Source organism: Albidovulum litorale (assembly GCF_025751495.1).
GTDB classification, from domain to species: domain Bacteria; phylum Pseudomonadota; class Alphaproteobacteria; order Rhodobacterales; family Rhodobacteraceae; genus Albidovulum; species Albidovulum litorale.
Genome location: NZ_JAOWKZ010000002.1, coordinates 142,352 through 168,099 on the forward strand (window position 1 = coordinate 142,352; position 25,748 = coordinate 168,099).

Annotated in this window: 23 protein-coding genes and 1 pseudogene; 18 read left to right on the top strand and 6 right to left on the bottom strand. The window is 62.1% G+C overall.

The window, feature by feature from the left end; all coding sequences use genetic code 11:
• Positions 1–12 precede the first annotated feature (12 nt).
• Entirely contained in the window at positions 13–1,062 is a 1,050-nt protein-coding gene (locus OEZ71_RS06530) for a PLP-dependent cysteine synthase family protein (protein ID WP_263739150.1), read from the top strand.
• A 31-nt stretch (positions 1,063–1,093) separates the two neighbouring features.
• Here OEZ71_RS06530 and OEZ71_RS06535 read toward each other — a convergent pair whose 3' ends face one another.
• Both OEZ71_RS06535 and OEZ71_RS06540 read right to left on the bottom strand, forming a co-directional pair.
• The gene (locus OEZ71_RS06535) at positions 1,094–2,050 is read right to left on the bottom strand and encodes an alpha/beta hydrolase (RefSeq protein WP_263739151.1); all 957 of its coding nucleotides are present in this window, start codon (positions 2,048–2,050) and stop codon (positions 1,094–1,096) included.
• A gap of 152 nt (positions 2,051–2,202) precedes the next feature.
• Positions 2,203–3,774 carry a winged helix-turn-helix domain-containing protein gene (locus tag OEZ71_RS06540; protein WP_263739152.1) on the bottom strand — a complete coding sequence of 524 codons (1,572 nt, stop codon included), beginning with the start codon at positions 3,772–3,774 and terminating at the stop codon, positions 2,203–2,205.
• Between the two features lie 130 nt (positions 3,775–3,904).
• Between OEZ71_RS06540 and OEZ71_RS06545 the strand changes: the two genes are divergently transcribed.
• The 13 genes and pseudogenes from OEZ71_RS06545 (at position 3,905) to OEZ71_RS06605 (ending at position 16,324) form a co-directional block, all read left to right on the top strand.
• Entirely contained in the window at positions 3,905–4,057 is a 153-nt protein-coding gene (locus OEZ71_RS06545; protein ID WP_263739153.1) for a hypothetical protein, read from the top strand.
• A gap of 113 nt (positions 4,058–4,170) precedes the next feature.
• Positions 4,171–4,722, top strand: a complete 552-nt coding sequence (locus OEZ71_RS06550) for an OsmC family protein (RefSeq protein WP_263739154.1) — start codon at positions 4,171–4,173, stop codon at positions 4,720–4,722.
• Between the two features lie 28 nt (positions 4,723–4,750).
• Entirely contained in the window at positions 4,751–5,986 is a 1,236-nt protein-coding gene (locus OEZ71_RS06555; RefSeq protein ID WP_263739155.1) for an NAD(P)-binding domain-containing protein, read from the top strand.
• A gap of 12 nt (positions 5,987–5,998) precedes the next feature.
• A complete protein-coding gene (locus tag OEZ71_RS06560) occupies positions 5,999–6,553 on the top strand; it encodes an OsmC family protein (RefSeq protein WP_263739156.1) in 555 nt (184 codons plus the stop codon).
• 30 nt (positions 6,554–6,583) lie between these two features.
• Positions 6,584–7,636: pseudogene (locus OEZ71_RS06565) on the top strand (PLP-dependent cysteine synthase family protein); the annotation flags it as partial.
• A gap of 114 nt (positions 7,637–7,750) precedes the next feature.
• Complete coding sequence (locus tag OEZ71_RS06570; RefSeq protein WP_263739968.1) at positions 7,751–8,086, top strand: glutaredoxin domain-containing protein; 336 nt, start codon at positions 7,751–7,753, stop codon at positions 8,084–8,086.
• Positions 8,087–8,099: 13 nt separating this feature from the next.
• Positions 8,100–9,563: a pyridoxal phosphate-dependent decarboxylase family protein gene (locus tag OEZ71_RS06575; protein ID WP_263739157.1), complete on the top strand. Its 1,464-nt coding sequence runs from the start codon at positions 8,100–8,102 to the stop codon at positions 9,561–9,563.
• A gap of 237 nt (positions 9,564–9,800) precedes the next feature.
• Positions 9,801–10,694, top strand: coding sequence for a LysR family transcriptional regulator (locus OEZ71_RS06580; protein ID WP_263739158.1), 894 nt, complete (start codon positions 9,801–9,803; stop codon positions 10,692–10,694).
• 149 nt (positions 10,695–10,843) lie between these two features.
• Positions 10,844–12,004 (top strand): ABC transporter substrate-binding protein, encoded by a 1,161-nt coding sequence (locus OEZ71_RS06585; RefSeq protein ID WP_263739159.1) that lies wholly within the window; start codon positions 10,844–10,846, stop codon positions 12,002–12,004.
• A 158-nt stretch (positions 12,005–12,162) separates the two neighbouring features.
• The gene (locus OEZ71_RS06590) at positions 12,163–13,155 is read left to right on the top strand and encodes an ABC transporter ATP-binding protein (protein ID WP_263739160.1); all 993 of its coding nucleotides are present in this window, start codon (positions 12,163–12,165) and stop codon (positions 13,153–13,155) included.
• A complete protein-coding gene (locus OEZ71_RS06595) occupies positions 13,155–14,081 on the top strand; it encodes an ABC transporter permease (protein WP_263739161.1) in 927 nt (308 codons plus the stop codon). Before OEZ71_RS06590 ends, OEZ71_RS06595 begins: the two co-directional genes overlap by 1 nt.
• Positions 14,071–14,877, top strand: a complete 807-nt coding sequence (locus tag OEZ71_RS06600) for an ABC transporter permease (protein ID WP_263739162.1) — start codon at positions 14,071–14,073, stop codon at positions 14,875–14,877. Before OEZ71_RS06595 ends, OEZ71_RS06600 begins: the two co-directional genes overlap by 11 nt.
• A 22-nt stretch (positions 14,878–14,899) precedes the next feature.
• Entirely contained in the window at positions 14,900–16,324 is a 1,425-nt protein-coding gene (locus OEZ71_RS06605; protein WP_263739163.1) for a gamma-aminobutyraldehyde dehydrogenase, read from the top strand.
• Positions 16,325–16,413: 89 nt separating this feature from the next.
• Here OEZ71_RS06605 and adh read toward each other — a convergent pair whose 3' ends face one another.
• From adh to OEZ71_RS06620, 3 genes are all read right to left on the bottom strand, one after another.
• On the bottom strand, positions 16,414–17,934 hold the full coding sequence (gene adh / locus OEZ71_RS06610) for an aldehyde dehydrogenase (protein WP_263739164.1): 1,521 nt from the start codon (positions 17,932–17,934) through the stop codon (positions 16,414–16,416).
• A gap of 128 nt (positions 17,935–18,062) precedes the next feature.
• Entirely contained in the window at positions 18,063–18,920 is an 858-nt protein-coding gene (locus tag OEZ71_RS06615; protein ID WP_318527829.1) for a helix-turn-helix domain-containing protein, read from the bottom strand.
• A 196-nt stretch (positions 18,921–19,116) separates the two neighbouring features.
• Positions 19,117–20,001 (bottom strand): LysR family transcriptional regulator, encoded by an 885-nt coding sequence (locus OEZ71_RS06620; protein ID WP_263739165.1) that lies wholly within the window; start codon positions 19,999–20,001, stop codon positions 19,117–19,119.
• 193 nt (positions 20,002–20,194) lie between these two features.
• Here OEZ71_RS06620 and dctP point away from each other — a divergent pair, with 193 nt between their 5' ends.
• The 4 genes from dctP to OEZ71_RS06640 all read left to right on the top strand — a co-directional run bounded on the left by dctP (position 20,195) and on the right by OEZ71_RS06640 (position 23,845).
• Entirely contained in the window at positions 20,195–21,178 is a 984-nt protein-coding gene (gene dctP, locus OEZ71_RS06625) for a TRAP transporter substrate-binding protein DctP (RefSeq protein ID WP_263739166.1), read from the top strand.
• A gap of 71 nt (positions 21,179–21,249) precedes the next feature.
• The gene (locus OEZ71_RS06630; protein WP_263739167.1) at positions 21,250–21,759 is read left to right on the top strand and encodes a TRAP transporter small permease; all 510 of its coding nucleotides are present in this window, start codon (positions 21,250–21,252) and stop codon (positions 21,757–21,759) included.
• Entirely contained in the window at positions 21,759–23,060 is a 1,302-nt protein-coding gene (locus OEZ71_RS06635; protein ID WP_263739168.1) for a TRAP transporter large permease, read from the top strand. Before OEZ71_RS06630 ends, OEZ71_RS06635 begins: the two co-directional genes overlap by 1 nt.
• The gene (locus OEZ71_RS06640; RefSeq protein WP_263739169.1) at positions 23,060–23,845 is read left to right on the top strand and encodes an alpha/beta fold hydrolase; all 786 of its coding nucleotides are present in this window, start codon (positions 23,060–23,062) and stop codon (positions 23,843–23,845) included. Before OEZ71_RS06635 ends, OEZ71_RS06640 begins: the two co-directional genes overlap by 1 nt.
• A gap of 545 nt (positions 23,846–24,390) precedes the next feature.
• Here the strand turns inward: OEZ71_RS06640 and OEZ71_RS06645 are convergent.
• Entirely contained in the window at positions 24,391–25,746 is a 1,356-nt protein-coding gene (locus OEZ71_RS06645) for a TRAP transporter large permease (protein WP_263739170.1), read from the bottom strand.
• Positions 25,747–25,748: the final 2 nt, after the last annotated feature.

Below are 25,748 nucleotides of genomic sequence, written 5' to 3' on the forward strand. Positions count from 1 at the left end.
GGAGACGAGACAATGCGCGGATGGGTAAGTGAGGCGATCACCCGGATCGAGGCGGATTTCCAGCGCTCGGCCGATACGCATCTCTTCCGCCTCGACGTTCCCGGGATCATCGGCGTCGACATCTACCTCAAGGATGAAAGCACCCATCCGACCGGCAGCCTGAAACACCGGCTGGCGCGGTCGCTATTTCTCTACGCGCTCTGTAATGGCAAGCTGCAGGAGGGACGGCCGGTGATCGAGGCCTCATCCGGCAGCACCGCCGTGTCGGAAGCGTATTTTGCCCGCATGCTCGGCCTGCCCTTCATCGCGGTGATGCCGAAAAGCACGGCGCGCAGCAAGATCGAGCTGATCGAGTTTTATGGCGGCCAGTGCCATTTCGTCGGCTCTGCACCTGAAATGCATGACGCGGCGGTCGCGCTGGCCAAGACGACCGGCGGCTATTTCATGGATCAGTTCATGTATGCCGAACGCGCCACCGACTGGCGCGGAAACAACAATATCGCCGACAGCATTTTCACCCAGATGGCGCGTGAACCGCATCCGATCCCCGCCGCCATCGTGATGAGCGCGGGCACCGGCGGCACCTCGGCCACGCTGGGCCGCTATGTGCGTTATCGCGGCTACGACACGGAACTCGTGGTGGTCGATCCCGAAAACTCCGTCTTTTTCGACAGCTATCAAAGCGGCGACAAGACCCTGACCCGCGCCTGTTCCAGCCGGATCGAGGGGATTGGCCGGCCAAAGGTGGAACCGTCGTTCCAGCACGACGTGATCGACCGGATGATCCAAGTGCCCGATACGGCAAGCGTCGCCACGATCCTTTGGCTTGAAACCCTGATCGGCCGCAAGGCGGGCGCCTCGACCGGCACCAATATCTGGGGGGCGCTTCAGGTCGCGCGCGAGATGATGGCAGCGGGGCGCGAAGGGTCCATCGTCACCCTGATGTGCGACAGTGGGCGGCGCTATCTGGATACCTACTACAACCCGGACTGGGTGGCCGAGCGGATCGGCGACATCCGCCCGCATCTTGAAGTACTTGCGGATTTTACCCCAACCCGCTGAAGGGTCGAACGCCGACAAGACCCGTTCTTGATCACCCGGGCGGTGCCTGCAGCGCTAGATTGCCCTTGTCCGTGACCCCGCGTGTCGGAAACTCGTTCCGGTCCAGCCCACCGCTGATCGTGTAGAAGACGTCCTGCATCAAAACCGCATCGTCGAAAAACCAAGCATGGGAATGCTGCGCGTCCACGGGCAATGCGGGATAGGTCTTCTTGAAATACTCGCCACAATAGACATTGGCGGCTTTCTCCACCGGCGGCTTGTCGAGCCCCACCCTGCCCGCCCGCCGGGCGACACCGATCCGCTTGACGGCCGAGACCGAAAGCACTTCATCCCGCGGATTGTAGTAGTTCGTCAGCCGGACACAGTGGCGGTAGAGCGAGGAAGACTTAGAATTGTCCGCATCCAGCGAATGAACAGAGACATCCGCCGCCATCAGCATGACCTGACTGACCGACCAGCTTTGTGAGGCGACTGACATCCGGTCATCGGCATCGTCAAAGGCCTCACGGACGACATAGCTGCCCATCGAATGGGCGAGGATATGCATATCGACCCGGCAATCGGGTTCCTGCAGCCTTGCGAAAAGCGCGATCCCCTCGGTGACGAGCTGATGTGCCGCCGCCTTGGCCTTGTCACGGTCCTCAAGATAGTTGAGGGCGACATCCCCGCTCGGCCAGTCAAAGCTGACAACGACACCTTTGAAGCCATGCGCGGCCAACCCCTTCTTGATCTTGCGGTGCCGCTCCAGAACCGTCTTCTGTGAATTGTTGAAGCCGTGAACATAGAAAACAATATCGCCCGTGGTCATCGGATTGGGCGTACCACCCTGCGCCTCATCCATGACCGCCTTGCGCCATTCGTTCTTGGTGATCTTGTGCTTGAAAAGGATGTTGCTGGCATTACCCGGCACCGCGACGAAGTGGCTGGTCGCCGGATCATCGCCGAACCCATCCCCCTTCTTGCTACGCGCGACGAAAATATAGTCCATGACCGTCTCCGAAAAATCTCTGGTTCAATCCGGTCAGGATGCCACCAAACCGTCAATTCTCAAAGCCAAGCCTTTGAAACTGCCATTCTTGGTCTCGTACGATCATCGCGTGGACTAGTCCCGACGCAACGCCATCGCTGTCAGTCGGATTGCTATCGTTCCGGGAATCCCAGTGTGACCAGTGCATCAGATAACTCCTGCCGCCTGGCTTCGTCTCTGAACGGGAATGCAGTAAAGAAAGCCTCAACTGAAACGTCCTTGCGACGCGCCTTCGCCTCCTGCGTCCAGTATTGCGCCTGATCGTGGCGACCGGCAGCTTCGTTTATCACGGCGGCAAATGCGTTGATCAGATAATGCGCGCCCGGCGTCCGCGCGCCCTGATCTGCCCAGCGCGCGGCCTCGTCCATCTCGTCCAATTGAAAATGCGCCATGCCCTTTGCCGCAAGCATCGCATAGCGGAACGGGTCAAGCGGGCTGAGGCTGATTGATTTTTCAAGGTTCTCAAGGGCGACTTGCCCATCGCCCGCCATCAGATCGGCCCAGCCATGCGCGTAGTAACCCTGCGCGAAACTGGGGCTCAGACTGCACGACCGTTCCAGCCAGGACTGCCCCGCCGCCGGGTCACCCCGGAGCCAATGGGCGCGGCCGAAGTTGAAATTCGCGAACGGGTCCATGGGATCAAGCTCCACGGCCCGCTCCGCATGGCGCCTGGCATCGTCGATGGCGCCCGCATGATCCGTCGAATAGCGCAGAAACGCCGCCTGGAAGCTGACGAAGGACTGGGCCGCATGGGCGCGGGCAAAGAGCGGATCGAGTTCGGTCGCACGCTGGAAAAAGTCGGCGGCACGGGCATTGTCCCCCCGGTTGAAGCGGAAGGCATGCTGAAGGCCGATGTGATAAAGCGACCAGGCATCAAGACCTGCTGGCGCACGCAAACGCGCAAGCTGCGCTTCGTGTTGCGGGATGTGCAGTTCCATCGCCGAAATGATCAGGGCAACGATCTGTTCGCGCATGTCGTGCACATCGTCGATCTTGCCCGAGAGCCGGTCACCCCAGACGACCTGCGAGGTCCGCGCATCGACAAGCTCGATCGCGATTCCAAGCGCGGGACCGAGGATCTCAACCTCTCCTGACAAAATATAGGTCACGCCAAGCGCCGAGCGGATCGCCTCGAAATCCTGCACCGGCGGACGAAACCGAAAGCTCGACCCCCGCGCCACGACCTTGAGCCAGCGCAGCCTTGAAAGGATGGAGATCAGCTCTCCCGGGATCGCGTCGGCAATGGCGGAATAGACCTCGGAACTGCCGATCAGCGTGAAAGGCAGAACCGCAATTGAGGGCTTTTGCTCCGCCGGAACCGTCTCGACAGGTTGTGCATCTTCTTGCGGTCGCGGCTCGGTCACGGCTGCAGGCGCCACGATCCGAACATCCGCGACGAAGCGAAACCCGCGCCCGTGAACCGTGCGGATATAACGCTGCTGTTTACCATCGTCCCCAAGGGCGCGGCGCAGCGACTTGATCACCGTCGAAACCGCCGCGTCCGAGATGAAGCGCCCGTCCCAGACCTTTTCGACCAGTTCGTCCTTTGCAACCAGACGTTCGGAATTCTGCACCAGATGGCTCAGCACGGCGTAGGCCATGGGTTCGACCGGCAGCACATCATCGCCGCGGCGCAGGTCGCCTCGGTTCAGATCAAGTGCGAAACCGTCGAATGCGTAATGCAAAAAGCCTTCCCCACCGAAACTCAGACTTTCCCCATAAATTACCCACCCCCTGCTCAAGACCACAAGCAAAAGCTGCCTGTATTGCTTTCCCATCAGCCCGGAAGGGCCAGGAACGAAGAAGGAAAGCAAAATGGACAACTTGATGAAGAAAGACCGCAGGCCCGGCTATGGCAGCGGCTTTGACGGGCTTTCGGGGCTGATCCCGAGCGACACTTCCCGCAGCTGGTACGCAGAACGGAGCCCGTTCTTTGCCAAGCCCCGACTGGGCGGACTGCACCACTGAATGCGCCGGGCCCAAAGGCCCGCCATCCCGGACCGGAATAGCCGGCCATCCCCTCAAACCTCGAAGATCAGACACAAAAACTCTTGAAAGGAACGAACATGCAAACCTCCACGATGACCAAGCCCGTATCAAACGGCGTCAACACCGAAGCCCTGATCGGTGCGCGCGGCGCGTTCGAGCAAATGCCCGAGGCCGCCGCCTTCACCTTCCGCAGCACCTGCGACTGGAAAGACGGCACCCACAGCACCAATGCGATCAATGGTTACTTCGGCCTCGGCCAGAACCACGAGCGCAAGGAAACCTTCCGCATCGACAGCGACCACCCGGAAGTCTTTGCCGCTGCCGACCGCGCACCGACCCCGCCGGAAATCGTTCTGGCCGCGCTTGCCAGCTGCCTTTCTGGCGGTGTCGCGGCCGTCGCCCAGCACCGCGGCATCCAGTTGCACCATATGCGGGCAATGGTCGAAGGCGACATCGACGTGCGCGGTATCCTCGGCATGGACCCGGACATCCGCAACGGTTTCTCGGCCATCCGCGTCAATTTCGAAATCGAAGCCGATGCCACCGCTGATGAAGTCCGCGCGCTGGTGGCCCAGTCGCAGAAGCGCTCTGCCGTCTTCGACATTCTCACCAACCCGACGTCCGTCAACGTGACGGTCGCCTGACCCCGCCGGTCCGACAGGAGCAAGACCCATGAAACACATTGGAACCCTCGTCATCGGCGCCGGTCAGGCTGGCCTCGCGATGAGCCGCTGCCTGTCGGACCGCAACATCCCCCATGTCGTTTTGGAGCGCGGAGGGATCGCAAATTCCTGGCGGCATGAGCGGTGGGACAGCCTTCGGCTGCTCACCCCCAACTGGCAAAGCCGCCTGCCCGGCTTCGCCTATAAGGGCGAAGATCCCGACGGTTTCATGTCGATGCCCGAGGTCACTCACTTCCTGAACGATTACGCCGCCGCGAGCCGGGCACCGGTCGAAGACCGCACCCGTGTGCTGTTGGTCACCGCCCGGGGCAACGGCTACCTTGTTGCGACCGACCGGGGCGACTGGAGTTGCGAGACGCTCATATTGGCCACCGGGTCTTGCAATATGGCCTCGGTACCCGGATTTGCGGCGGATATTCCGGAGAAGGTCGATCAGATAACGGCCCTCGACTACCGCAACCCCGACCAACTTGCGCCGGGTGGCGTTCTGGTGGTCGGCGCTTCGGCAACCGGTGTCCAGCTTGCCGCCGAAATCCGCGCCGCCGGACATGAGGTCATTCTTTCAGCCGGCGAGCATATCCGCATGCCGCGCCACTATCGCGGTCGGGACATCCAGTGGTGGATGGACCGGGCAGGCATTCAAACCGCGCGGGTCGACGAGGTCGATGACATTGACCGGGCCCGCCGGGTGCCATCGCTGCAACTCATTGGCTCTTACGAGCAGCGCTTTTGCGATCTGAGCAGCCTCGCCGCACAAGGGGTCGAGATCGTCGGCCGTCTCAGCGCCGTCCGCGATGGCACCGCGCTTTTCTCGGGTGCGCTGCACAATCACTGCGCGCTGTCCGACCTGAAGATGAACCGGCTGCTCGATACGCTCGATGCCTGGGCCGAGGACACGGGTATCGGCGGCATCGGCCCGGTCGAACGCTTTGCCGCGACACCCTGCCCCGCCTCGTCCCGCCTTTCGCTCTATCTGGGCAGTGGCCACATCAGGACCATCCTTTGGGCGACCGGATTCCGGCCCGATTACAGCTGGCTGAACCTGCCGGTCTTCGACCGTAAGGGCGGCCTCATCAACCAGGAAGGGTTGGTTGCGCCGGGACTATACGTCCTCGGCCTGCCGTTCATGCGACAGCGTAACTCTGCCCTCATCGATGGCGTCGGCGCCGATGCCGCCGCCCTTGCCGACCACATTCTTTGCACACGCGGCCGTTCGGCCGCCTGAATGGAGATACCAATGACCATGATGAACCCCGATAACGATGCGAAACCGGTCCCCGCGCGAGACGAAGTCATTCGGCAGGCGCAGACCGCCGTGATCGAGCGGATGCGGCAAGACCTTGATGCCGCTTGCAATACGATCGTGACAACCGGACGGGTCGAAGAGGGCCTGATCTGCCACGCCGCGCAGGGTAAGTATCATGCGACTATGGATATGGGGCCCGGCATGGGTGGCGACGCGGCCGGGCCAAGCCCGGGATTTTTCGCCCGCGCCGCTATCGTTGGATGCGTCGGCATCGGTGTAAAGATGATGGCCGCGCGTGAAGGGCTCGTCTTCCGCTCGGTCGATGTCACGATCGAATGCGATTTCGACGATGCCGCGCTGATGGGGCTAAGCCCACGCACGGCCGCCCCGCTGGAAACCCGGATCCGTATCGAAATCGACACGGACGAGGACCGCGCCACGGTCCAGAGCCTCGTCGACCGCGCCTTGTCGAAGGACCCCTGGTACCTCGCGCTCCGCGACGCCCAGGTCGTCCAGCACAAGGTTCACATGACAACGGCCACCTGACCGATCATACCTATGAAAAGGATAAGCGAGATGCACATGAAACCTGTCCCCCAGACCGCCCCGGCGCTTCACGGCTCCATCCTCGACACGATCGGCAATACGCCCCTCGTCCGCATCAACCGGCTCGCGCCCGAAGGTGTCGAACTCTACGTCAAGGTCGAGGCTTTCAACCCCGGCGGTTCGGTCAAGGACCGCTTCGCTTTGGCTGCAATCGAGGCGGCAGAGGCATCGGGCGCCCTGAAACCCGGCCAGACCGTGGTCGAAGCGACGTCGGGCAATACCGGCATTGGCCTTGCGCTCGTTTGCGCCGCCAAGGGCTACCCGCTGGTCGTGACCATGGCAGAAAGCTTCAGCGTCGAGCGGCGCAAGCTGATGCGGTTTCTTGGCGCGAAGGTGGTGCTGACGCCCGCCGCACAGAAGGGGACGGGCATGCTCGCCAAGGCCGAAGAACTGGCCCGCGAACACGGCTGGTTCCTTGCAAGGCAATTCGAGAACGAGGCCAATGCCGACATGCATTCCCGCACCACCGCGCGGGAAATCGTCGATGCCTTTGGCGAACAAGGCCCGGACTACTGGGTCACCGGCTTCGGAACCGGCGGCACGTTGAAGGGCGTCTCTCGGGTCCTGCGCGCCGAATGCCCCAAGACGCGGATCGTCGTGGCAGAGCCGGACAACGTCCCGCTGATGCAAAGCGGAATCGCGCAGGAGCGGGATGCAGACGGCCACCCGGCCAGCCACCCGATGTTCCGTCCCCACCTGATGCAGGGCTGGTCGCCGGACTTCATCGCGAGACTCGCCGAAGATGCCGTCAGCGCGGGCGCAATCGACGCGTTCCAACCCGTCGCCGGCAATGCCGCTCTGCAAGCGGCGCGCGACCTTGCGGCGCAGGAGGGCATCTTCTGCGGCATCAGCGCCGGTGCAACCTTCGCTGCCGCACTGGAAGTGGCGAAGACCGCCCCCAAAGGGTCGCGCATCGTTGCGATGCTGCCCGACACCGGCGAACGCTACATGTCCACGGTCCTATTCGATGGCATCGAGGAGGAAATGAGCGACGACGAGATTGCGCTGTCACGGTCCACACCCGGCGCGCGCTTCGACAGCGCGGGCCCATCACCAGCGGCCCCTGCGGCCGCACCGACCTGCAAGCCCGAGGCCGCAAAGATGGTCGAAGAGATCGTCGCGCAGCATCCCGTTGTGATGTTCGTCCTTGAATGGTGTGAATTCAGCTGGTCTGTACGCAAGCTCTTTGCCGCGGCGGGCGTGCCTTATCACGCGGTGGAGCTCGATGCGGCCGCGATGCAGAAGGACAATCTCGGCGGCGATCTTCGGGCCGCGCTGGGTGTCAAGGCCGGCGTGCCAACCATTCCGCAGATCTTCGTGGGCGGGACGCATGTTGGCGGGGCGACGGAAACTTTCGAGGCGTTCAAGGATGGCTCAATGGCAGAGCGGCTCGCCGCTTTGGGCCTCAGCTTCGACGCGAGCAAGACGGCCAATCCCTTTGGGTTCCTGCCCGGATGGATGCATCCACGGTAGATCGGAGTTCGACATGGCACAGACCCTTGCGCATCTTACCCCTTCCGATGTTCTGACCCGCGCGGCCAGCTACGCGCGGGGCTATCGGAGCAGCAAGCACCCGATCAGTCCTTCCGCCTCAGCCGCCGCGCTGAGAGAGCGGTTCTGTCTTCCGCTGACCAATGACGGATTTCCCGGCGGGCGCGTGATCGATGAGTTGATCGCGGCAGCCGAACCGGGACTTGTCGGTAATACCGATCCGAACTTCTACGCCTGGGTCATGGGCGCGTCCGACCCCGTCGGTGTCGCGGCCGACTGGCTCACCTCCGCCTGGGGCCAGAACGCGGCGATCTACCAGTCCTCGCCCGCCGCTGCGACGGCCGAAGAGGCGGTCGAGGCCTGGCTTCTCGAACTGCTCGACCTGCCGCGCGATAGCTCGGTGGGTTTCGTCAGCGGCGCGACGATGGCGGCCTTCGTCAGTCTGGCCGCAGCGCGTGGAGAAGTACTGAGACGCTACGGGTACGATATCGATGCAGAAGGCCTTCAGGGCGCGCCGAAGGTACATGTCTTTCTCAGCGACGATGCCCATGTCACGAACTACGCGGCGTTACGCCAATTAGGCTTCGGCGAGGCCAATTTCCACAGATTGCCGTCGGACGAGGCCGGGCTTATGCGTCCGAAAGATCTGGCCGCTTCCATGATCCGCGCCGAGGGGCCAAAAATCATCGTGGCTCAGGCCGGACACATCAATTCGGGCGGCTTCGAGCCCTTGGCCGAGATTGCAGAACTTGCGCGGTCGCATCATGCATGGATGCATGTCGACGGTGCATTCGGGCTCTGGGCGCGGGCCTCGGTCACGCGTAAGGATCTGGCAACGGGGGCGGAGCTTGCCGACAGCTGGTCGGTCGACGGTCATAAGTGGCTGCAACTGCCCTACGAATCCGGTTTTGCTATCGTCCGGAACAGGAAAGCCCATCAGCGTGCCATGCAGAAAACCGCAGGTTATCTCAACACGGACGAGGAAGACGGTCGTAACCCGTCTGCATACACCCCTGGCCTGTCTCGACGAGCCCAAGGTTTCGCCGCCTGGGCGGTTCTGCGCCGCCTCGGCCGCAACGGCGTTGCCGGTTTGGTCGACCGCCATTGCGGGGCGGCGACCGTCCTGGCAGAACGCCTTGGTCGGATCGGCGGGCTTTCGGTGCTGAACCGCGTTGATCTCAACCAGATCATCGTCGGCTGCCACGACCGGAACAACGAGCACTGGAAAATCGCGGCACTGGCCGACGGGTTGAACGCCGAACAACATTTCTTTGTGCGAACGGCATCGTGGCAAGGGCGTACCGTCCTCCGCCTGTCGATTATTTCGCAGGATGTCGATTTCAATCATGCGGAAATGCTCGCTGAAGCAATTGAGGAGCTTTGGCCTGCAATTGACGCGGCGGACGAGCGGGCAGCGGCATCGCCGAGCGATCTATGGAGGCTACAGTCGATCTCGTAGCCGGCGTGTCACGCCAATCGTTGGGTTACGAACAACGGGCGGAACCATCGGTTCACGCTCACGATCGAGCAGACGTTTTGTATGATGCTGTGAGACGACGCTGTCCGGCGATTCAGACAATACTGTCCAACCCGATCATTCGAAGCTACAACATGGTTGCAACGGTATGTATGCGAATACGGTCTTCTAGCGACACCGGATGACGATGCCGTTTAGCTGTAAGTCAATGGACTTGGAATGGCATTCACCCTCAGACAGCTTCAGTTCTTCGTTGCTGCGGCCGAACATGGCAGCGTGTCCGGGGCCGCCAAAGCTCTGGCCATATCGCAGTCCTCGGTCACCGAGGCGATCAAGGCATTGGAAGCCGATCTCGGGATCACGCTTTTTGAACGCCGCGCACGCGGGATCGCCATCACCAATGCCGGCCACCAGTTTTTGCGTCACGCCCGGAAGATCCGGGACGACGTGTCGGACGCCCGCCGCGCCTTCCAGATCGAGGTGGCCGAGCGTACGGGGGAGTTGAGGCTCGGGGTTACCTCGCTCGTTGCAGGCTATGGGCTGGCCGAGACCCTGTCGCGGTTCCGTCGGACCTTTCCGGCAGTGCACATAACCGCCATCGAGGATTCCGGTGAGTATCTCGAACACCTGCTGATCGGCGGCGAGATAGACGTGGCCTTCCTTCTGGTCTCGAACCTGCACAACCGTCACGCCTTTCAGGTCGAAAGCATCGCGGCTTCGGCCATGCGGCTCTGGCTACCGCTTGGCCATCCACTGGCTGCAAAGGAAGCCATTGAACTTGACGAGGTCGCCCGCGAACCGCTGATCATGCTGTCGCTGGAGGAGATCGAGGAAAGCACCGAACGGCTCATGGCCTCGCTCGGGGCCCGGCCAGAGGTTGCGTTCCGCACCCGGTCGGTGGAAGCCGTGCGCAGCCTTGTCGCGACCGGCGTCGGGCTCGCCATTCTGCCCGACCTCATCTACCGGCCATGGTCGCTGGAAGGCGACCGGATCGAGATCAGGGATGTCTCGGGCGATCTGCCCACGGTGCAGGTCGGCATGGCCTGGCGGCGCGGTGCCCCCCTGTCGGAAATTACCCGCGATTTCGTACGGCTGGCGCAAAGCTCGTTCTGACCTAGGCCACTGCGCCAAAGATATCGGTAAAACCGATAACACTCTTCTGAATTTTGAGTTTGCGAAAATCGCGTAGGAGGGCAGACTTCGCCCAATCCGCGAAGACGGAAAATCCGCGCGCGTTAACACAGCAATCAGGGAGAAATGGGATGTCCGCACGCTTTCTTGTGACCGCGAGTGCTGCTGCGCTGATCGCGGCGCAGCCTGTTCTGGCGCAGATGGCGACCGAGATCGGCGCCGGCGAGGGTCAGGTCGATATCGTCGCTTGGCCGGGCTACATCGAGCGCGGCGAAACCGACGCCGCCTTCGACTGGGTCACGAAGTTCGAGGAAGCCTCGGGCTGCAAGGTCAACGTCAAGACCGCCAACACCTCGGACGAGATGGTGGCGCTGATGAACGAGGGCGGCTTCGACCTCGTCACCGCCTCGGGCGACGCCTCCCTGCGCCTGATCGCCGGCAAGCGGGTACAGCCGGTCAACGTGGATCTGATCCCCTCCTGGGCCTCGGTCGACGACCGGCTGAAAGACGCGCCGTGGCACACGGTCGATGGCACCCATTACGGCACGCCCTACATGTGGGGTCCGAACGTGCTGATGTACAACAAGGACGCCTTCGGCGACACACCGCCAACATCATGGAACGTCGTCTTCGAGGAAATGACCCTGCCCGACGGCCAGTCGAACAAGGGCCGGGTGCAGGCCTATGACGGGCCGATCCACATTGCCGACGCGGCGCAATACCTGATGGCGCACAAGCCCGAGCTTGGCATCACCTCGCCCTACGAGCTGAACGAGGACCAGTACAAGGCGGCGCTCGACCTTCTACGCGGGCAGCGGGAACTGGTGAACCGTTACTGGCATGACGCCTTCATCCAGATGGACGATTTCAAGAACGAGGGTGTCGTGGCCTCCGGCTCCTGGCCGTTCCAGGTCAATATCCTGCAAAGCGAAGGTCAACCCATCGCCTCGGTCGTACCCGAGGAAGGGGCCACCGGCTGGGCCGACACGACGATGATGCATGTCGATGCCGCCCATCCGAACTGCTCTTACATGTGGATGGAACATTCGCTGGCCTCGAACCTGCAATCCGACCTTTCGGTCTGGTTCGGTGCGGTGCCCTCCGTGCCCGCCGCCTGCTCCGACGGTCGCGGCATGCAGAACCAGGAAGGCTGCGACGCCAATGGTCTCGCCGATTTCGAAAAGATCCGCTTCTGGACCACGCCGGTGTCGAACTGCTCGCAGGGCGAAGGGGCCTGTGTGCCCTATTACCGCTGGGTCTCTGACTATATCGGCGTGATCGGCGGACGCTGAACCCTGACCGGGGCCTAGCGGCCCCGACCTCCACACGGCGAGGGGAAGTGTGGCACGGAACGCCACCACTCAACCCGCATTTACCCTTCGCGTCTCCCTCCCCCGCTACGGGGGAGGGGCGCGGTGGAGAACGTCGCCCCTGCATCCCGGAATAGCCAATGTCCTACGCCGTAGAATTCGACCACGTCTCGCGCCATTTCGGCACGGTTCGCGCCGTGGACGATGTCTCCATCGCTATCGAGGAAGGCGGGTTCTTCGCCATGCTCGGCCCGTCCGGCTCTGGCAAAACCACCTGCCTGCGGCTGATTTCGGGCTTTGAGCGACCCACGGCGGGCCATGTCCGGATCTTCGGCGAAACCTCGGAAGACCTGCCCCCGAACCGCCGCCCGGTGAACACGGTTTTTCAGGACTACGCGCTTTTTCCGCATCTGAGCGTGCGCGACAACGTGGCCTACGGGCTGATGGTTCAGGGCATCGACAAACGAACGCGCCACGCCCGCGCGGAAGAGATGCTCGCACTCGTCAAGCTTGACAGCTACGGAGACCGCAAGCCTGCGCAGCTTTCGGGCGGGCAACGCCAGCGGGTGGCGCTCGCCCGCGCGCTGGTGAACCATCCGCGCGTCCTTCTGCTCGACGAACCTCTCGGCGCGCTCGATCTGAAACTGCGCGAGGCGATGCAGGACGAGCTGAAGGCGCTGCAACGGCAGCTCGGCATCACCTTTGTTTTCGTCACCCATGATCAGGGCGAAGCCCTGTCGATGGCTGACCGCGTCGCCGTCTTCAACGATGGCCGCATCGTGCAGGAAGGCAGCCCCGAAGACATCTACCAGCGCCCCCGCACCCGATTTGTCGCGGATTTCGTGGGCTCGGCCAATGTCCTCTCGCCCGCGCTCAGCCGCCGGGCAGGCGGAATTGAATCGTGGCATAGTCTCAGAGCCGAGGCGATGGAAACCGTTGCCACGGACTCGGGCCGGATTTCGGGAACCGTCATCACAGTGCGCTACCTCGGGGCCGTCAAGCGGGTCACAGTGGATGTGGGTGGCGACGAACTCACCGTGGCCATTCCCGCCGGTCAGGATGCCCCTGCCGAAGGCGCGGCCGTGGGACTGAACTGGACCGCCACCGCCATGCACCGGATGGAGGAGGAGTGATGGAGGCGGTCCGTCCCGGCATCGCGCAGGGCCTGTCGGACCTCTTCTGGAGGCGGCCAAAGGTCCTGCTTGCGGTCCTTCTGATCCCGCCGCTTCTCTGGCTTGGCGTGATCTATATAGGCTCGCTCGCAGCACTTCTGGTCCAGAGCTTCTTTTCCATCGACGAGTTCTCGGGCCTCATCAATTACGAATTTACGTTGAAGACCTATGCCGAACTGCTGCGGCCAGCGAATTTCGACATCATCCTGCGCACGACGCTGATGGCCGCCTCAGTCACCGTGGCCGCAGCGATCATCGCTTTCCCCATCGCGTACTACGCCGCCCGCTTCGCCAAGGGGCATATGAAGGCGCTCTTCTACCTCGGCGTCATGCTGCCTCTGTGGTCGAGCTATCTGGTCAAGGTCTATGCCTGGAAACTGATCCTCGCCAAAGAGGGTATCCTGACCTGGGCCGTGGACGGGGTAGGCGCAAGCGCCGCTCTGAACGCCATCCTCGCCCTGCCGGTGATCGGTGGGGGTTCGCTTTCGGTCAGCTATATCGGCACGTTCCTCGTCTTCCTCTATGTCTGGCTGCCCTTCATGATCCTGCCGGTTCAGGCCGCACTGGAACGGGTGCCCGCGAACCTCCTTGAGGCGTCGAACGACCTTGGCGCGCGCCCGGGCCAGACCTTGCGGCATGTCATCCTGCCCCTTGCAATGCCGGGGATCATCGCGGGGTCGATCTTCACCTTCTCGCTGACCTTGGGCGACTACATCATTCCCCAGATCGTCGGCTCCTCACGTCTCTTCATCGGACAGGCGGTCTATGCCCATCAGGGCACCGCCGGGAATATCCCGCTGGCGGCCGCCTTCGCGGTCGTGCCAATCGTGATCATGGGACTCTACCTCTGGATGGCCAAACGGCAGGGGGCGTTCGATGCACTCTGACCGCGCGCCCATAGCACTGAAGATCGCCGCCTTCGCGGGCCTCGCCTTCCTGCATCTGCCGCTTCTTCTGATCTTCGTCTATGCCTTCACGACCGAGGACCGCTCCTACCAATGGCCGCCCCCCGGCCTGACGCTGAAGTGGTTCGCGGTTACCTGGAACCGGCCCGATGTCTGGGCGGCGCTGGGACTGTCGCTGAAGGTCGCCGCGATTTCGACCCTTGTCGCGATGGTGCTCGGCACGCTCTGCGCCGCCGCCGTCAGCCGCGCGAAGTTCTTCGGGCGCGAGGCGGTGTCGCTTCTGGTGATCCTACCCATCGCGCTGCCCGGCATCATCACCGGTATCTCGCTCCGCTCCGCCTTCAGTCTCGGCGAGATTCCGTTCTCCACGCTCACAATCGTCCTCGGCCATGCCACTTTCTGCATCGTCGTCGTCTATAACAATGCCGTGGCGCGGTTCCGGCGGCTCTCGGGCTCGCTGATCGAGGCGTCGGCCGATCTCGGCGCGAACGGGTTTCAGACCTTCCGGCATGTGATCCTGCCGAATATCTCGACCGCGCTTCTGGCGGGCGGGATGCTGGCCTTCGCGCTTTCCTTCGACGAGGTGATCGTGACGACCTTCACCGCCGGTCAGCAGCAGACCCTGCCGATCTGGATGCTGGAGGAACTCGTCCGGCCCCGCCAGCGGCCCGTGACCAACGTCGTGGCGATGGTCGTCGTTCTTGTGACTTTCCTGCCCATTCTGGGCGCCTATTACCTGACCCGCGGCGGCACCGACACCGCCGGGGGCGGCAAATGATCCGACCTGCGAGGTAACTGAAATGGACACTGAATTCCTGATCAACGGCACGTTCACCGGCGGCATGGGTACCGCCGAGGCGATTTTGAACCCGCGCACGGGCGAGACGATCCTCGACCTGCCGGAAGCCTCCGCCGAACAGGTGGAGGCGGCAGTGGCAGCCGCGAACGAGGCCTTCGACGGCTGGTCACGCACCACGCCCGCCGAACGCTCTGCAGCGCTTCTCAGGATCGCCGACCGGATCGAGGCCGACGCCGAGGCCTTTGGCGCACTGGAAGCGCTGAACTGCGGCAAGCCGATCAATGCCGCCATCGGCGACGAGGTTCCCGCCATCGTCGACACCTACCGCTACTTCGCAGGCGCAGTGCGCAACATGCACGGGCCCCTGGCGGGCGAATACATGGAGGGCTTCACATCGATGATCCGCCGCGACCCGGTCGGCGTGATCGCCTCGGTCGCACCGTGGAACTATCCGGCGATGATGATGGCGTGGAAGCTGGCACCGGCGCTGGCGGGTGGAAATACCGTGGTCTTCAAACCCTCCGAACAGACCCCGCTGACGGCGCTGAAACTGGCGCGGATCCTCGCCGAGGAACTCCCGAAGGGCGTGGTCAACGTCATCACCGGGCGGGGCGAGACGGTGGGCAATGCGCTCGTGACACATCCCGGCATCGACATGATCTCGCTGACGGGCGATGTGGCGACGGGCAAGAAGATGCTTCAGGCCGCGTCGAAGTCGGTCAAGCGCACGCATCTGGAACTCGGCGGCAAGGCCCCGGTCATCGTCTTCGACGATGCGGATATCGCCGAAGTGGTCGAGGGCATCCGCGCCTTCGGCTATTACAATGCGGGGCAGGACTGCACCGCCGCCTGCCGAATCTACGCATCCGAAAAGACCTATGAGAATCTCGTCGCCGATCTGACCTCCGCCGTCAGCGGCATCGCCTTCGCGCAGGACGACGACACCACGAACGAGATCGGCCCCCTCATCTCGGCCCGCCAGCGCGACCGGGTGGCAAGTTTCGTCGAACGCGCCCGCGAACAGAAGCATATTGAAGTCACCACGGGCGGGCGGACGCATGGCGACAACGGCTTTTACTATACGCCGACGGTGATCGCAGGGGCGCGTCAGGAAGACGAGATTGTCCAGCGCGAGGTCTTCGGGCCGGTCGTTTCGGTCACGCCGTTCAAGGAGGTCGATCAGGCGGTGCAATGGGCCAATGACAGCGACTACGGCCTCGCCTCGTCGGTCTGGACCAAGGATATCGGCCGCGCCATGTCCACCGCTGCGCGGCTGCGCTACGGCTGCACCTGGGTGAACACGCATTTCATGCTGGTGAACGAGATGCCGCATGGCGGGCTCAAAAGCTCGGGCTACGGCAAGGATATGTCGATGTACGCTTTGGAAGACTACACGGCTGTCCGACACGTCATGGTCAGGCACTAGGTTTCGCCGAAGAGCCGGTCACAGAGATCGAGCTTAATTCGAGGCAGGATGCGCCCGAGGGCGCATCCCGTTCATGCTTGACGAAGACCTCAGAAGAAGCCGAGCTTGTTCGGGTTGTAGCTGACCAGCATGTTCTTGGTCTGCTGGTAGTGGTCGAGCATCATCTTGTGCGTCTCGCGCCCGATGCCGGACTGTTTGTAGCCGCCAAAGGCCGCGTGTGCCGGGTAGGCGTGGTAGTTGTTGACCCAGACACGCCCCGCTTCGATCGCTCGACCGAAGCGATAGGCGCGTGTCCCGTCGCGGGTCCAGACACCGGCGCCGAGGCCGTATATCGTGTCGTTGGCGATGGCGAGCGCCTCCGCCTCGTCCTTGAATGTGGTGACCGATACGACCGGGCCGAAGATTTCCTCCTGGAAGACCCGCATCTTGTTGTGGCCCTTCAGAATGGTGGGCTGGATGTAGAAGCCATTCGCCAGATCGCCATTGAAGCGGGCGGCGTCACCGCCGACGAGGACTTCGGCGCCTTCTTCGCGGCCGATCGTCAGGTAGGACATGATCTTGTCCTGCTGTGCCTGGCTCGCCTGCGCACCAACCATCGTTTCCATCAGGCGTGGATCGCCCTGCTTGATTGCCCGGACGCGGTCGATGGCGCGTTCGATGAAGGCCTCGTAGATGTCTTCCTGGATCAGCGCACGGCTCGGACAGGTGCAAACCTCGCCCTGGTTGAAGGCGAAAAGCACGAAACCTTCGACCGCCTTGTCGAGGAAGGCGTCATCCTGGGCCATCACATCCGAAAAGAAGATGTTCGGTGACTTGCCGCCCAGTTCCAGAGTGACGGGGATCAGGTTCGCGGTGGCGGCTTCCATGATCTTGCGGCCCGTGGCGGTGGAGCCCGTAAACGCGATCTTTGCGATGCGCGGGCTGCGAGCAAGCGGGGCGCCGACCTCGGCACCGATGCCATTGACGATGTTCAGGACGCCTGCCGGCAGAAGGTCGGCGATCAGTTCGACAAGCACCATGATTGCCGCGGGGGTCTGTTCGGCTGGCTTCAGAACGATGCAATTGCCTGCGGCCAGCGCCGGGGCCAACTTCCACGCAGCCATAAGGATCGAGAAGTTCCACGGAATGATCTGACCAACGACACCGAGAGGTTCGTGGAAGTGATAGGCCACCGTGTCGTGGTCGATTTCCGACATGGTGCCTTCCTGGCTGCGCAGAACGCCCGCGAAATAGCGGAAATGGTCGACCGACAGCGGAATGTCGGCGTTCACGGTCTCGCGGATCGGCTTGCCATTGTCCCAGGTCTCGGCGGTCGCGATCAGTTCGAGGTTTTCCTCGATCCGGTCGGCGATCTTGAGAAGGATGTTCGAGCGCTCGGCGGCCGACGTCCTGCCCCAACCGTCCTTGGCGGCATGCGCTGCGTCCAGCGCCAGTTCGATATCCTCTGCCGATGATCGAGCGATCTCGCAGACCTTCGCGCCGGTGATCGGGGTGATGTTGTCGAAATACTGCCCCTTTACGGGCGGGACGAATTTGCCACCGATGAAATTGTCGTAACGGGTCTTGAATGGCGACCGGAATTGGCCAGCGGTTTGGGTCATCTCGTTCATGTTATCTCCTCCTTGAACCGGGTCCTCAGCCCGGATGGAGGAGGTATTGTGGATTGGCGTCGGTCTGTCAGTCGGGGAGCTTGAGCCGGCAACAACCTTCTGTCTCAGATCTGAGACAGGTTGTCGGGTCAATCCGCAATGCCAAGCCGTCTCATGCGACGATAAAGCGTCGCGCGACCGACGCCAAGCGCGCGCGCAGCCTCCGAGACATTGCCGTCGGCGCGCACGAGTGCGCGCATCACAGCGGCCCGTTCGGCCTTTTCGAAACCCGAGGGACCGTCGTCGCGGCCAAGGAGATCAGAGGCCGGGCGCGGCCGTAGTCGGCCTTGCGCTTCCAATCCAAATACGCGGCGTGCACCCCGTGTCGCGCCGATGACCAGATCGTCGCTGTCCAGCGCCAGCAAGACGGCAGCATCACTATCCCCGCCGTCGGCAACCACGATCCGTGCCTTGGGGAATGACGCCCGGAAGTAGTCGGCTTCGATCGCGCGGGCGGTCTGGGTCACCATCGCGCCTATCAGGCGGTTGTAGGCCGCCGTCTGATCGGCGCGCGCCGACGAAACATCGAGTGCGGCCAAAAGCCTTCCGTCATCGCCAAAAATCGGCGCGTCCATGCAGCTCATCCCGATGTTCCGGGCAAGGAAATGTTCGTCCCGATGGATGGTGATCTGACGTTTCTCGGTCAGGCAGGTGCCAATCCCGTTCGTACCCTCGCTGGCTTCGCTCCAGTCGGCGCCAAGTGCAAGTCCCCAGTCGTCGAAGATCGAGGCATCCGCATTTGTGCAGCGCTGGTCCAGCACGATGCCGCTTTCGTCGGTGAGAAGCACAGCGCAGCCGGAATTGCCAACTAGGCCGAAAAGATGATCCAGCTTGGGCGCCGCAACCTGCAGGAACCGATCAAGCTGGCCGCGACGCTCCTCAAGTTCCTGCTCGTCGAGGCGATGAGCGGACTGCACGCGTGCAGGGTCCAGTTGATGATGCTCCATCGACCGACGCCAAGACGCTGCCAGCCCCGACCGCGCCGCTGCTGAGCCGGACGTCACAGCGTTGACCACGGCGTCTATATGCTGCCTTGTTTTCGAGATTTCAGGCCACCTCCAGCTTTACGGTAGCGCGTCAATGTTCATCTGGCAATTTCGGCGGATTGCAGGGGGAACCGAGCGTCTCGCTTCGCGTGAACTCCTAAAGGGTTTCCCACACATCGCGGCCTATCTTGTCGAGGCGTTCGGGCGAGCAGAAGAGCGACAGCGTCAGCGTGGCTTCCCAGCTTTCGCCGCCGACCCGCACGATCCGCCCTTCCGCCATCTCGTCGGCGACAACGCTTTCCGGAAGCCAGGAAACGCCGCTGCCCGAAAGCGTCCGGCGCTTGATGGCCTCGGTAAGCGCATCCATGTAGCACAACGCAAGCGGCGGTTCGCGGCGTCCAATTGTCTGATCAACCACGGTACCTAGAAAGCTTGAGGGGTCATAGCCGAGATAAGGCATTGGCGGGACGTCCGCAGTGTCCAGGCTCCAACCGTAACGGCGCGCGACCTCGGCTTGAGCCACGGGGAATATCTTTTCGGCCCCGATGTCTTTTCGCGTGAACTGGGTCCCGTCGAAAATCGGCTGAACGTCCTGATGACTATAGCACAGCAGGAAGTCGCAGGCGCCGTCCGACAGCATCTGGCAACAGGCGCGCAGGTTGTCCGAATAAACCCGGACACGCAGGTTCGGGATGTCGCGCTCCATCTGGCCGATGCGGCGGGAGAGGTAGTTGACCGAGATCGTGTGCAACACCGCAAAGCGCTGAAACGCGGTGACGCCCCGTTCCTGGGCCCTGATCGTCTGGCGGACATCGGTGATTTCCGCGATGGCGTTGCGGGCAACCGGCAGGAATTGCTGTCCGGCTTCCGAAAGCTGTACCGGATAGGTCGATCGCTTGATCAGCGGAACGCCGATCCAGTATTCGAGTGCCTTGATCCGGCGGCTGAAAGCGGGCTGGGTAATATTTCGCTCCTCGGCCGCGCGCGTGAAGTTCAGCGTCCGCGCGAGACAGACGAAATCCTGCAGCCAGTTCAGGTCCATCGGCACCTCCCTAGTCACGTGACCCTACATCGCCACGGAGATTATGCAAATTCGGTATAGTTGGATGACATGTTTTAATTGGCACGGTTTGCCGCAGCCTGCGTAGACTTGCTGTCAGGCTGCGCCCGGCGCAGTCGGCAAGGGCCATCGGTATCAACGATTGTCGAAAGGCCTGATAAAACAGGAGAGGACCATGACACCGAAATTCATCAGTACAGCTGCGCTTGCCATCGCGACGATGGCCGCATTGCCTGCCGCCGCCGAGACCACGGTACGTCTCAGCACTTACGTTAACGAAGCCGATATCCGCTACGAAGGCTTTGCGCATTTTGCCAATCTCGTCGCTGAGAAGACCGGGGGCAGTGTAAAGGTCGAGGTATTCCCGTCAGCGACGCTTCACGGCTGGTCCGAAGGGGTCGACTCGCTTCAGGGCGGTGTTTCCGACATTTCGTGGATCAACGCGGACAACCGCCTGCCATGTTACGCTGTGACGTCGCTTTACCCGGCGCTCATCGACCTGTCGGAACAGCCGAAGCTGGATGCGGACTATGCCAACCTCATCCGCGATGAGGCTGCCAAGCAGGGCCTCGTGCCGCTCATCAACTCGAACTACTCCTACGACCAGGAATGGTGGTTTGAAGAGCCGATGAGCGATATCGGCAAGCTCGATGGCAAGCTCGTGCGCTCGATCGGCCCGCTCGTCTCCATGATGATTGAAACCTGGGGCGGCGAGCCGGTGTTCGTGGCGCCGAAGGAAGTGTTCCAGTCCGCCGAACGCGGCGTCGTCGACGGCATTAATATGGGTGTCGCGACATATTCGTCCTGGAAGCTCTGGGATGTCATGCCGCACATGGTCAATGCGAACCTGTTCTACGGCAACATCATCTACATGATGAACAAGGACAAGTTCGACGCCCTTACCCCCGAGGAGCAGACCGCGATGACTGAGGCCGCCGCCGAGACCGAGGTTTGGCTTCAGCCGAAATACGAGGGCTGGGTTGACGAGCAGGTTGCTGCTGCGGTTGCTGCAGGCGGCACGGAAGAGAACCTGTCGGCCGAGACCAGCGCTGCCCTGATCGCCAGCGTCAAGGACACATGGGACGTCACTGTTGACGAAGCCTGCGGCGCCGATCTGGCCGGTGAAATCCGCACGCTTCTGGCAAGCCACGCTCCCTGATTGGAGCATTTCCCGGCGGCTCCGGACCCCTCCGGGGCCGCCTGTAATCACTCTGCCAAAAGAGGCTTATCATGGATGAGCGTTTGGACCGCCTGATCCGTGGCGTCGAACGGTTCGTTGTCTGGGCAGCTGCTGCCGGTGGCATTATCGTGCTGATCCAGATGCTCTGGATCTCCTACGGCGTCTTCACCCGCTATGGATTGGGCAAGCCCGACCGGCTGGTGACCGAAGCGACCGCGCTCCTTCTTTTCCCGGTTGCCTTTGCAGGCCTCGCCTTCGCGCTTCGCGAAGATGCTATGCCGAAGGTGACGATGCTGATTGACCGCTTTTCGCTGCGGGTCCAGCACATCTTCGCGATCATCAATCACATCATCATGCTGGGGGTCGGCCTCTTCTTTGCCTATGCAGGTGTCAGCGCCACGATCCGGTCCTTCAACTCGGGCGTCGCATCGGAAATCCTGCACTGGCCACGCTGGTGGTTCTGGGCGCCGGGCGCGGTCGCACTGGTGCTGTTTGCGATCTACGTCGCGCTCAGGCTCGCCCGCCTCTTCATGACCATCACCGCGGAAGGAGAGGTCTGATGGAATGGTATACCGTTGGCCTCGGGCTGCTCATCCTTCTGATGTTTTTCATTGTCATCGGCCTGCCGATTCCCTTCGCGCTTGCCGCCGCATCGCTTCCCTTTCTGTGGGACATCCAGGGGTGGAGCACCTCGGTCGTCTCGTCCGAACTGAAACTCTGGGGGGTGTGGATTGACTATATCCTGCTCGCGGTTCCCTTGTTCGTCTTCCTAGGAGAACTCATAGGAAAATCGAATATCGGGCCGAACCTTTACCAGTTCCTGCATCAAGGTGTCCGGCTCAGGGGCTCTGCCGCCTACGGCTCGATCGGCGCGAGTGCCGGTTTCGGTGCGGTCTGCGGATCGTCGATGGTCGGCGCACTGACCATCGGCGGCGTCGCACTGCCCGAGATGCTGCGCCTCGGCTATGGCAAGCGACTTTCCTCGGGCGTTCTCGCCGCCGGTGGCACGCTATCGGTTCTGATCCCGCCGAGCCTGATCCTGCTGTTTTACGGCATCGTCACGGATCAAAGCATCGGAGATCTCTTCATCGCGGGCGTCATTCCGGGGATCATCCTTGTCAGCGGCTTCGTCATCGTGGTGCTGATCTGGGACAGGATGCGGCCCGAGGATATTCCGACAAGCGAAGACGCCGTGAAGATGCCGCTCATGATGATCCTGAACACCGTCGGACCCGTGGTCCTGATCGGTCTCGTCATCACGGTAGCCATCTATGCCGGGATCGCGACGCCGACCGAGGCGGCGGCCGTGGCAGCTCTTCTGACCGTAATCCTCGCCTTCGCCGTCGGAGGTCTGACCTGGCAGGCGTTCAAGGATGCGCTGTTTTCCACGATGCGGACCATGGGATATCTCGGTCTGCTCCTGTCGGCTGGCGTGCTCTTCGGCTTCGTCCTGACCTATTACCGGGTGCCGCAGCAATTCACCGAGCTGTTCCTGTCCTTCGATCTGTCGCCCTATACCGTACTGGCCATCGTGATCGTCTTCTACATCGTACTGGGCATGTTCCTTGAGCCGGTTTCGATGACCTTCATCACGCTGCCGACGATCTTCCCCCTTATGGCGGCAGCGGGGTTCGACCTGATCTGGTTCGGCGTCGTGTATACGATCACCATGGAAATCGCGGTGCTGACGCCGCCAGTGGGCCTGAACCTTTACGTCATTCAGGCAATCAGCCGGGACCAGGTGAGCATCGGCGATGTCATCATGGGCTGTCTGCCCTTCATCGGGGCGATGGTATTGCTGATCCTGATCCTGATCGTCGCACCGGACGTGGCGCTCTGGCTTCCGGAACAGATGCGGTGATGACCGGTGTTCCCTATCTCCGTGCCGGCACCGGGCCATCACTTGTTCTGGTCCACGGCTATCTTGGTGGCGCGGAGCAGTGGCGTTGCGAGATGGATCACTTCTCCAACCGATATGACGTGATCGCGCCGAACCTGCCCGGTTTCGGAGCGGCGGCTGACCGTCAGGGGTGTGATACCGTCCCGGGAATGGCAGAGGCCGTCTACGGTCTGCTCGACGAATTGGCGATCAAAGACTTCATCCTGCTTGGCCATTCCATGGGCGGCATGATTGTCCAGGAGATGGCGCGGATGCGACCGCAGAGCGTGTCGCGGCTCATTCTCTACGGGACAGGACCGCTTGGCTTGATGCCGGACCGGTTTGAACCGCTGGCCACATCGCGCGAACGCCTGCTGTCCGACGGGGTCTCGGCGACGATTGCCCGGATCGGCGCGACCTGGTTCAAAAGAGGTGCCGAAGCGGGAGGCTACCCCCTAGTCACCGAGATCGGTTCACGCGCAAATCGTCAGGCGGCCGAGGCTGCGCTTGGCGCGATGGCGGACTGGGACGGACGCGCGGCGTTGAAGCGTCTTACCATGCCGACGCTCGTCGTCTGGGGCGACGCCGACCGCTCCTATCGCTGGCCGCAGGTGGAGACACTCTGGACCAATCTGCCGGATGTGCGTCTGTCGGTCATCCCCGGCGCTGCACATGCCGCACATCTTGAAAAGCCGGCACTTTTTCATTCACTGATTGAGGATTTTCTCTCTGAAACTGCGCCGGCGGAGCACTCGCGGCAAGGCTGAACACGATCGCGGCGGCGGCCTTGTCAACTACGGCCTCGGTGACGACGAAATCGGCTTCGGTCAGAGCAAGGCACGGTTAGGTATTGTCGGCAAAAATTGATGACAAGAATCGCGTCGGTCGCCGGTATCGCCACGACCGCTCGTCATGACATATGGCGAAGGCGCTCCGGTCGGCACCAAAGTCGGCCGCTCTTCACCGAGGGGATCGTCGCGGTCTGCGCACCCGGTCATCTGCTGCGAAATTGGCCAGCTCCGCTCCGTATGCCTGGCCGATCCGCAGCTTCTGCCGATGTCGATCCGCGCCGCTACATTCGACAGCGACCGGCGCTTTGCCTCAACCGGGTTTGCGCCGAAGTCATCGCGGCAGCAACGGCAGCCCCGTTAACTTCATGGTCTATCAGCCCGCAATCCAGACCGGTCAGGGCATTGGTGTTGGTTGGCGGTACCTGATCGACGATCCGAGACTCAATTCCTAGCGTGCCGACGCCAGAAATAACGGGCATCGATCGGAACCGAACAGTCCACGCATCTGGTTCGAACCAGATCTATCGATAGACCAGTTCTGGCAGCCACGTTATGACTTCGGGAACCAGCATACAGACCATCAACCCAACAACCTGAAGCAACAGGAACGGGATCGCAGAACGGAAGATATCCGACATCGGGATCGAGTCCGGGGCCACCCCGCGCAGATAGAACAGAGCATAGCCGAAAGGCGGCGACAGGAAGCTCATCTGCATGTTGACGAGGTAGAGAACGCCGAACCACAGGACCAGATCGTCGGTGCTGTCAAAGCCGAAGGCCGCCGCGCCAAGCGATTTGATGATCGGCACGAAGATCGGTACGCAAAGGAGAAGGATGCCGACCCAATCGAGGAACATCCCGAGGATGATCAGGATGATCTGCATCACGATCAAGATACCCCAAGGTCCAAGGCCCGCACCTTGCATCGTCTCCTGCACGAACTGCTGGCCACCTTCGAGAACGTAGAGACCAACGAAGATCGTCGCGCCAAACATGATCCAGATGACCATGGCGCTGGCTTTCAGTGTGGTGATTGAGGCTTCCCGGATCGTCGGCCAGTCGAGACGCCGGTGAATGGCCGCAACGATGAACGCACCGAACGTGCCGATTCCAGCCGCCTCGACCGGCGTTGCCACGCCCGAAAAGATCACACCCAGAACGACTGCGATCAGCATGATCGGGGCCGACATCTTTCCCAGAAGCTGGAACTTCTCTCGCGTGCTCACCCGCTCTTCCATCGGGATTGGAGGGCCAAGTTCGGGATTGATGTAGCAGCGGATGGTCACGTAGAGGATATAGAGGCCTGAGAGCATCAGGCCCGGAATGACCGCACCGATGAACAGCTCACCCACTGACTGTTCGGCGACCACGGCGTAGATGATCGCGAGGATCGAGGGCGGGATCAGGATCCCGAGCGTGCCGCCCGCCATGATCGACCCCATCGCGATCTTCGGATCGTAGCCGCGCTTCAGCATCGCCGGCAGGGCGATAATGCCCATGGTCACGACCGCCGCGCCGATCACGCCGACCATCGCTGCAAGGATCGTCGAGGCGATGATCGTGGCCGAGGCGAGCCCGCCTTTCACGCCACCGAGAACCTTGTAGATCACGTCGAACATGTCGTTGATTATGCCCGCCCTTTCCAGCATCGCCGCCATGAAGATGAATAGCGGGATCGCCGAGAGCTGATAGTTCGTCATCAGCGGGAAGATACGGCTCGGCACGATATTCAGCGCGCGCGCGTCACCCAGAAGGAACAGGAAGACACAGGCAAGACCGCCGGTCACGAAGGCCAGCGGAAGCCCCGCCATCAGGAGCGCCAGCAGCGATCCGAACATGATGAGCGTCAGAAGCTCAATGGAAATATCCAGACCCATGC

Excerpts from the sequence above, each read along its gene's own strand:
- OEZ71_RS06530 (WP_263739150.1), top strand. The coding sequence starts at position 13 with ATGCGCGGATGGGTAAGTGAGGCGATCACCCGGATCGAGGCGGATTTC.
- OEZ71_RS06535 (WP_263739151.1), bottom strand. The coding sequence starts at position 2,050 with ATGGACTATATTTTCGTCGCGCGTAGCAAGAAGGGGGATGGGTTCGGC.
- OEZ71_RS06545 (WP_263739153.1), top strand. The coding sequence starts at position 3,905 with ATGGACAACTTGATGAAGAAAGACCGCAGGCCCGGCTATGGCAGCGGC.
- OEZ71_RS06550 (WP_263739154.1), top strand. The coding sequence starts at position 4,171 with ATGACCAAGCCCGTATCAAACGGCGTCAACACCGAAGCCCTGATCGGT.
- OEZ71_RS06555 (WP_263739155.1), top strand. The coding sequence starts at position 4,751 with ATGAAACACATTGGAACCCTCGTCATCGGCGCCGGTCAGGCTGGCCTC.
- OEZ71_RS06560 (WP_263739156.1), top strand. The coding sequence starts at position 5,999 with ATGACCATGATGAACCCCGATAACGATGCGAAACCGGTCCCCGCGCGA.
- OEZ71_RS06570 (WP_263739968.1), top strand. The coding sequence starts at position 7,751 with ATGTTCGTCCTTGAATGGTGTGAATTCAGCTGGTCTGTACGCAAGCTC.
- OEZ71_RS06575 (WP_263739157.1), top strand. The coding sequence starts at position 8,100 with ATGGCACAGACCCTTGCGCATCTTACCCCTTCCGATGTTCTGACCCGC.
- OEZ71_RS06580 (WP_263739158.1), top strand. The coding sequence starts at position 9,801 with ATGGCATTCACCCTCAGACAGCTTCAGTTCTTCGTTGCTGCGGCCGAA.
- OEZ71_RS06585 (WP_263739159.1), top strand. The coding sequence starts at position 10,844 with ATGTCCGCACGCTTTCTTGTGACCGCGAGTGCTGCTGCGCTGATCGCG.
- OEZ71_RS06590 (WP_263739160.1), top strand. The coding sequence starts at position 12,163 with ATGTCCTACGCCGTAGAATTCGACCACGTCTCGCGCCATTTCGGCACG.
- OEZ71_RS06595 (WP_263739161.1), top strand. The coding sequence starts at position 13,155 with ATGGAGGCGGTCCGTCCCGGCATCGCGCAGGGCCTGTCGGACCTCTTC.
- OEZ71_RS06600 (WP_263739162.1), top strand. The coding sequence starts at position 14,071 with ATGCACTCTGACCGCGCGCCCATAGCACTGAAGATCGCCGCCTTCGCG.
- OEZ71_RS06605 (WP_263739163.1), top strand. The coding sequence starts at position 14,900 with ATGGACACTGAATTCCTGATCAACGGCACGTTCACCGGCGGCATGGGT.
- adh (WP_263739164.1), bottom strand. The coding sequence starts at position 17,934 with ATGAACGAGATGACCCAAACCGCTGGCCAATTCCGGTCGCCATTCAAG.
- OEZ71_RS06615 (WP_318527829.1), bottom strand. The coding sequence starts at position 18,920 with ATGGAGCATCATCAACTGGACCCTGCACGCGTGCAGTCCGCTCATCGC.
- OEZ71_RS06620 (WP_263739165.1), bottom strand. The coding sequence starts at position 20,001 with ATGGACCTGAACTGGCTGCAGGATTTCGTCTGTCTCGCGCGGACGCTG.
- dctP (WP_263739166.1), top strand. The coding sequence starts at position 20,195 with ATGACACCGAAATTCATCAGTACAGCTGCGCTTGCCATCGCGACGATG.
- OEZ71_RS06630 (WP_263739167.1), top strand. The coding sequence starts at position 21,250 with ATGGATGAGCGTTTGGACCGCCTGATCCGTGGCGTCGAACGGTTCGTT.
- OEZ71_RS06635 (WP_263739168.1), top strand. The coding sequence starts at position 21,759 with ATGGAATGGTATACCGTTGGCCTCGGGCTGCTCATCCTTCTGATGTTT.
- OEZ71_RS06640 (WP_263739169.1), top strand. The coding sequence starts at position 23,060 with ATGACCGGTGTTCCCTATCTCCGTGCCGGCACCGGGCCATCACTTGTT.
- OEZ71_RS06645 (WP_263739170.1), bottom strand. The coding sequence starts at position 25,746 with ATGGGTCTGGATATTTCCATTGAGCTTCTGACGCTCATCATGTTCGGA.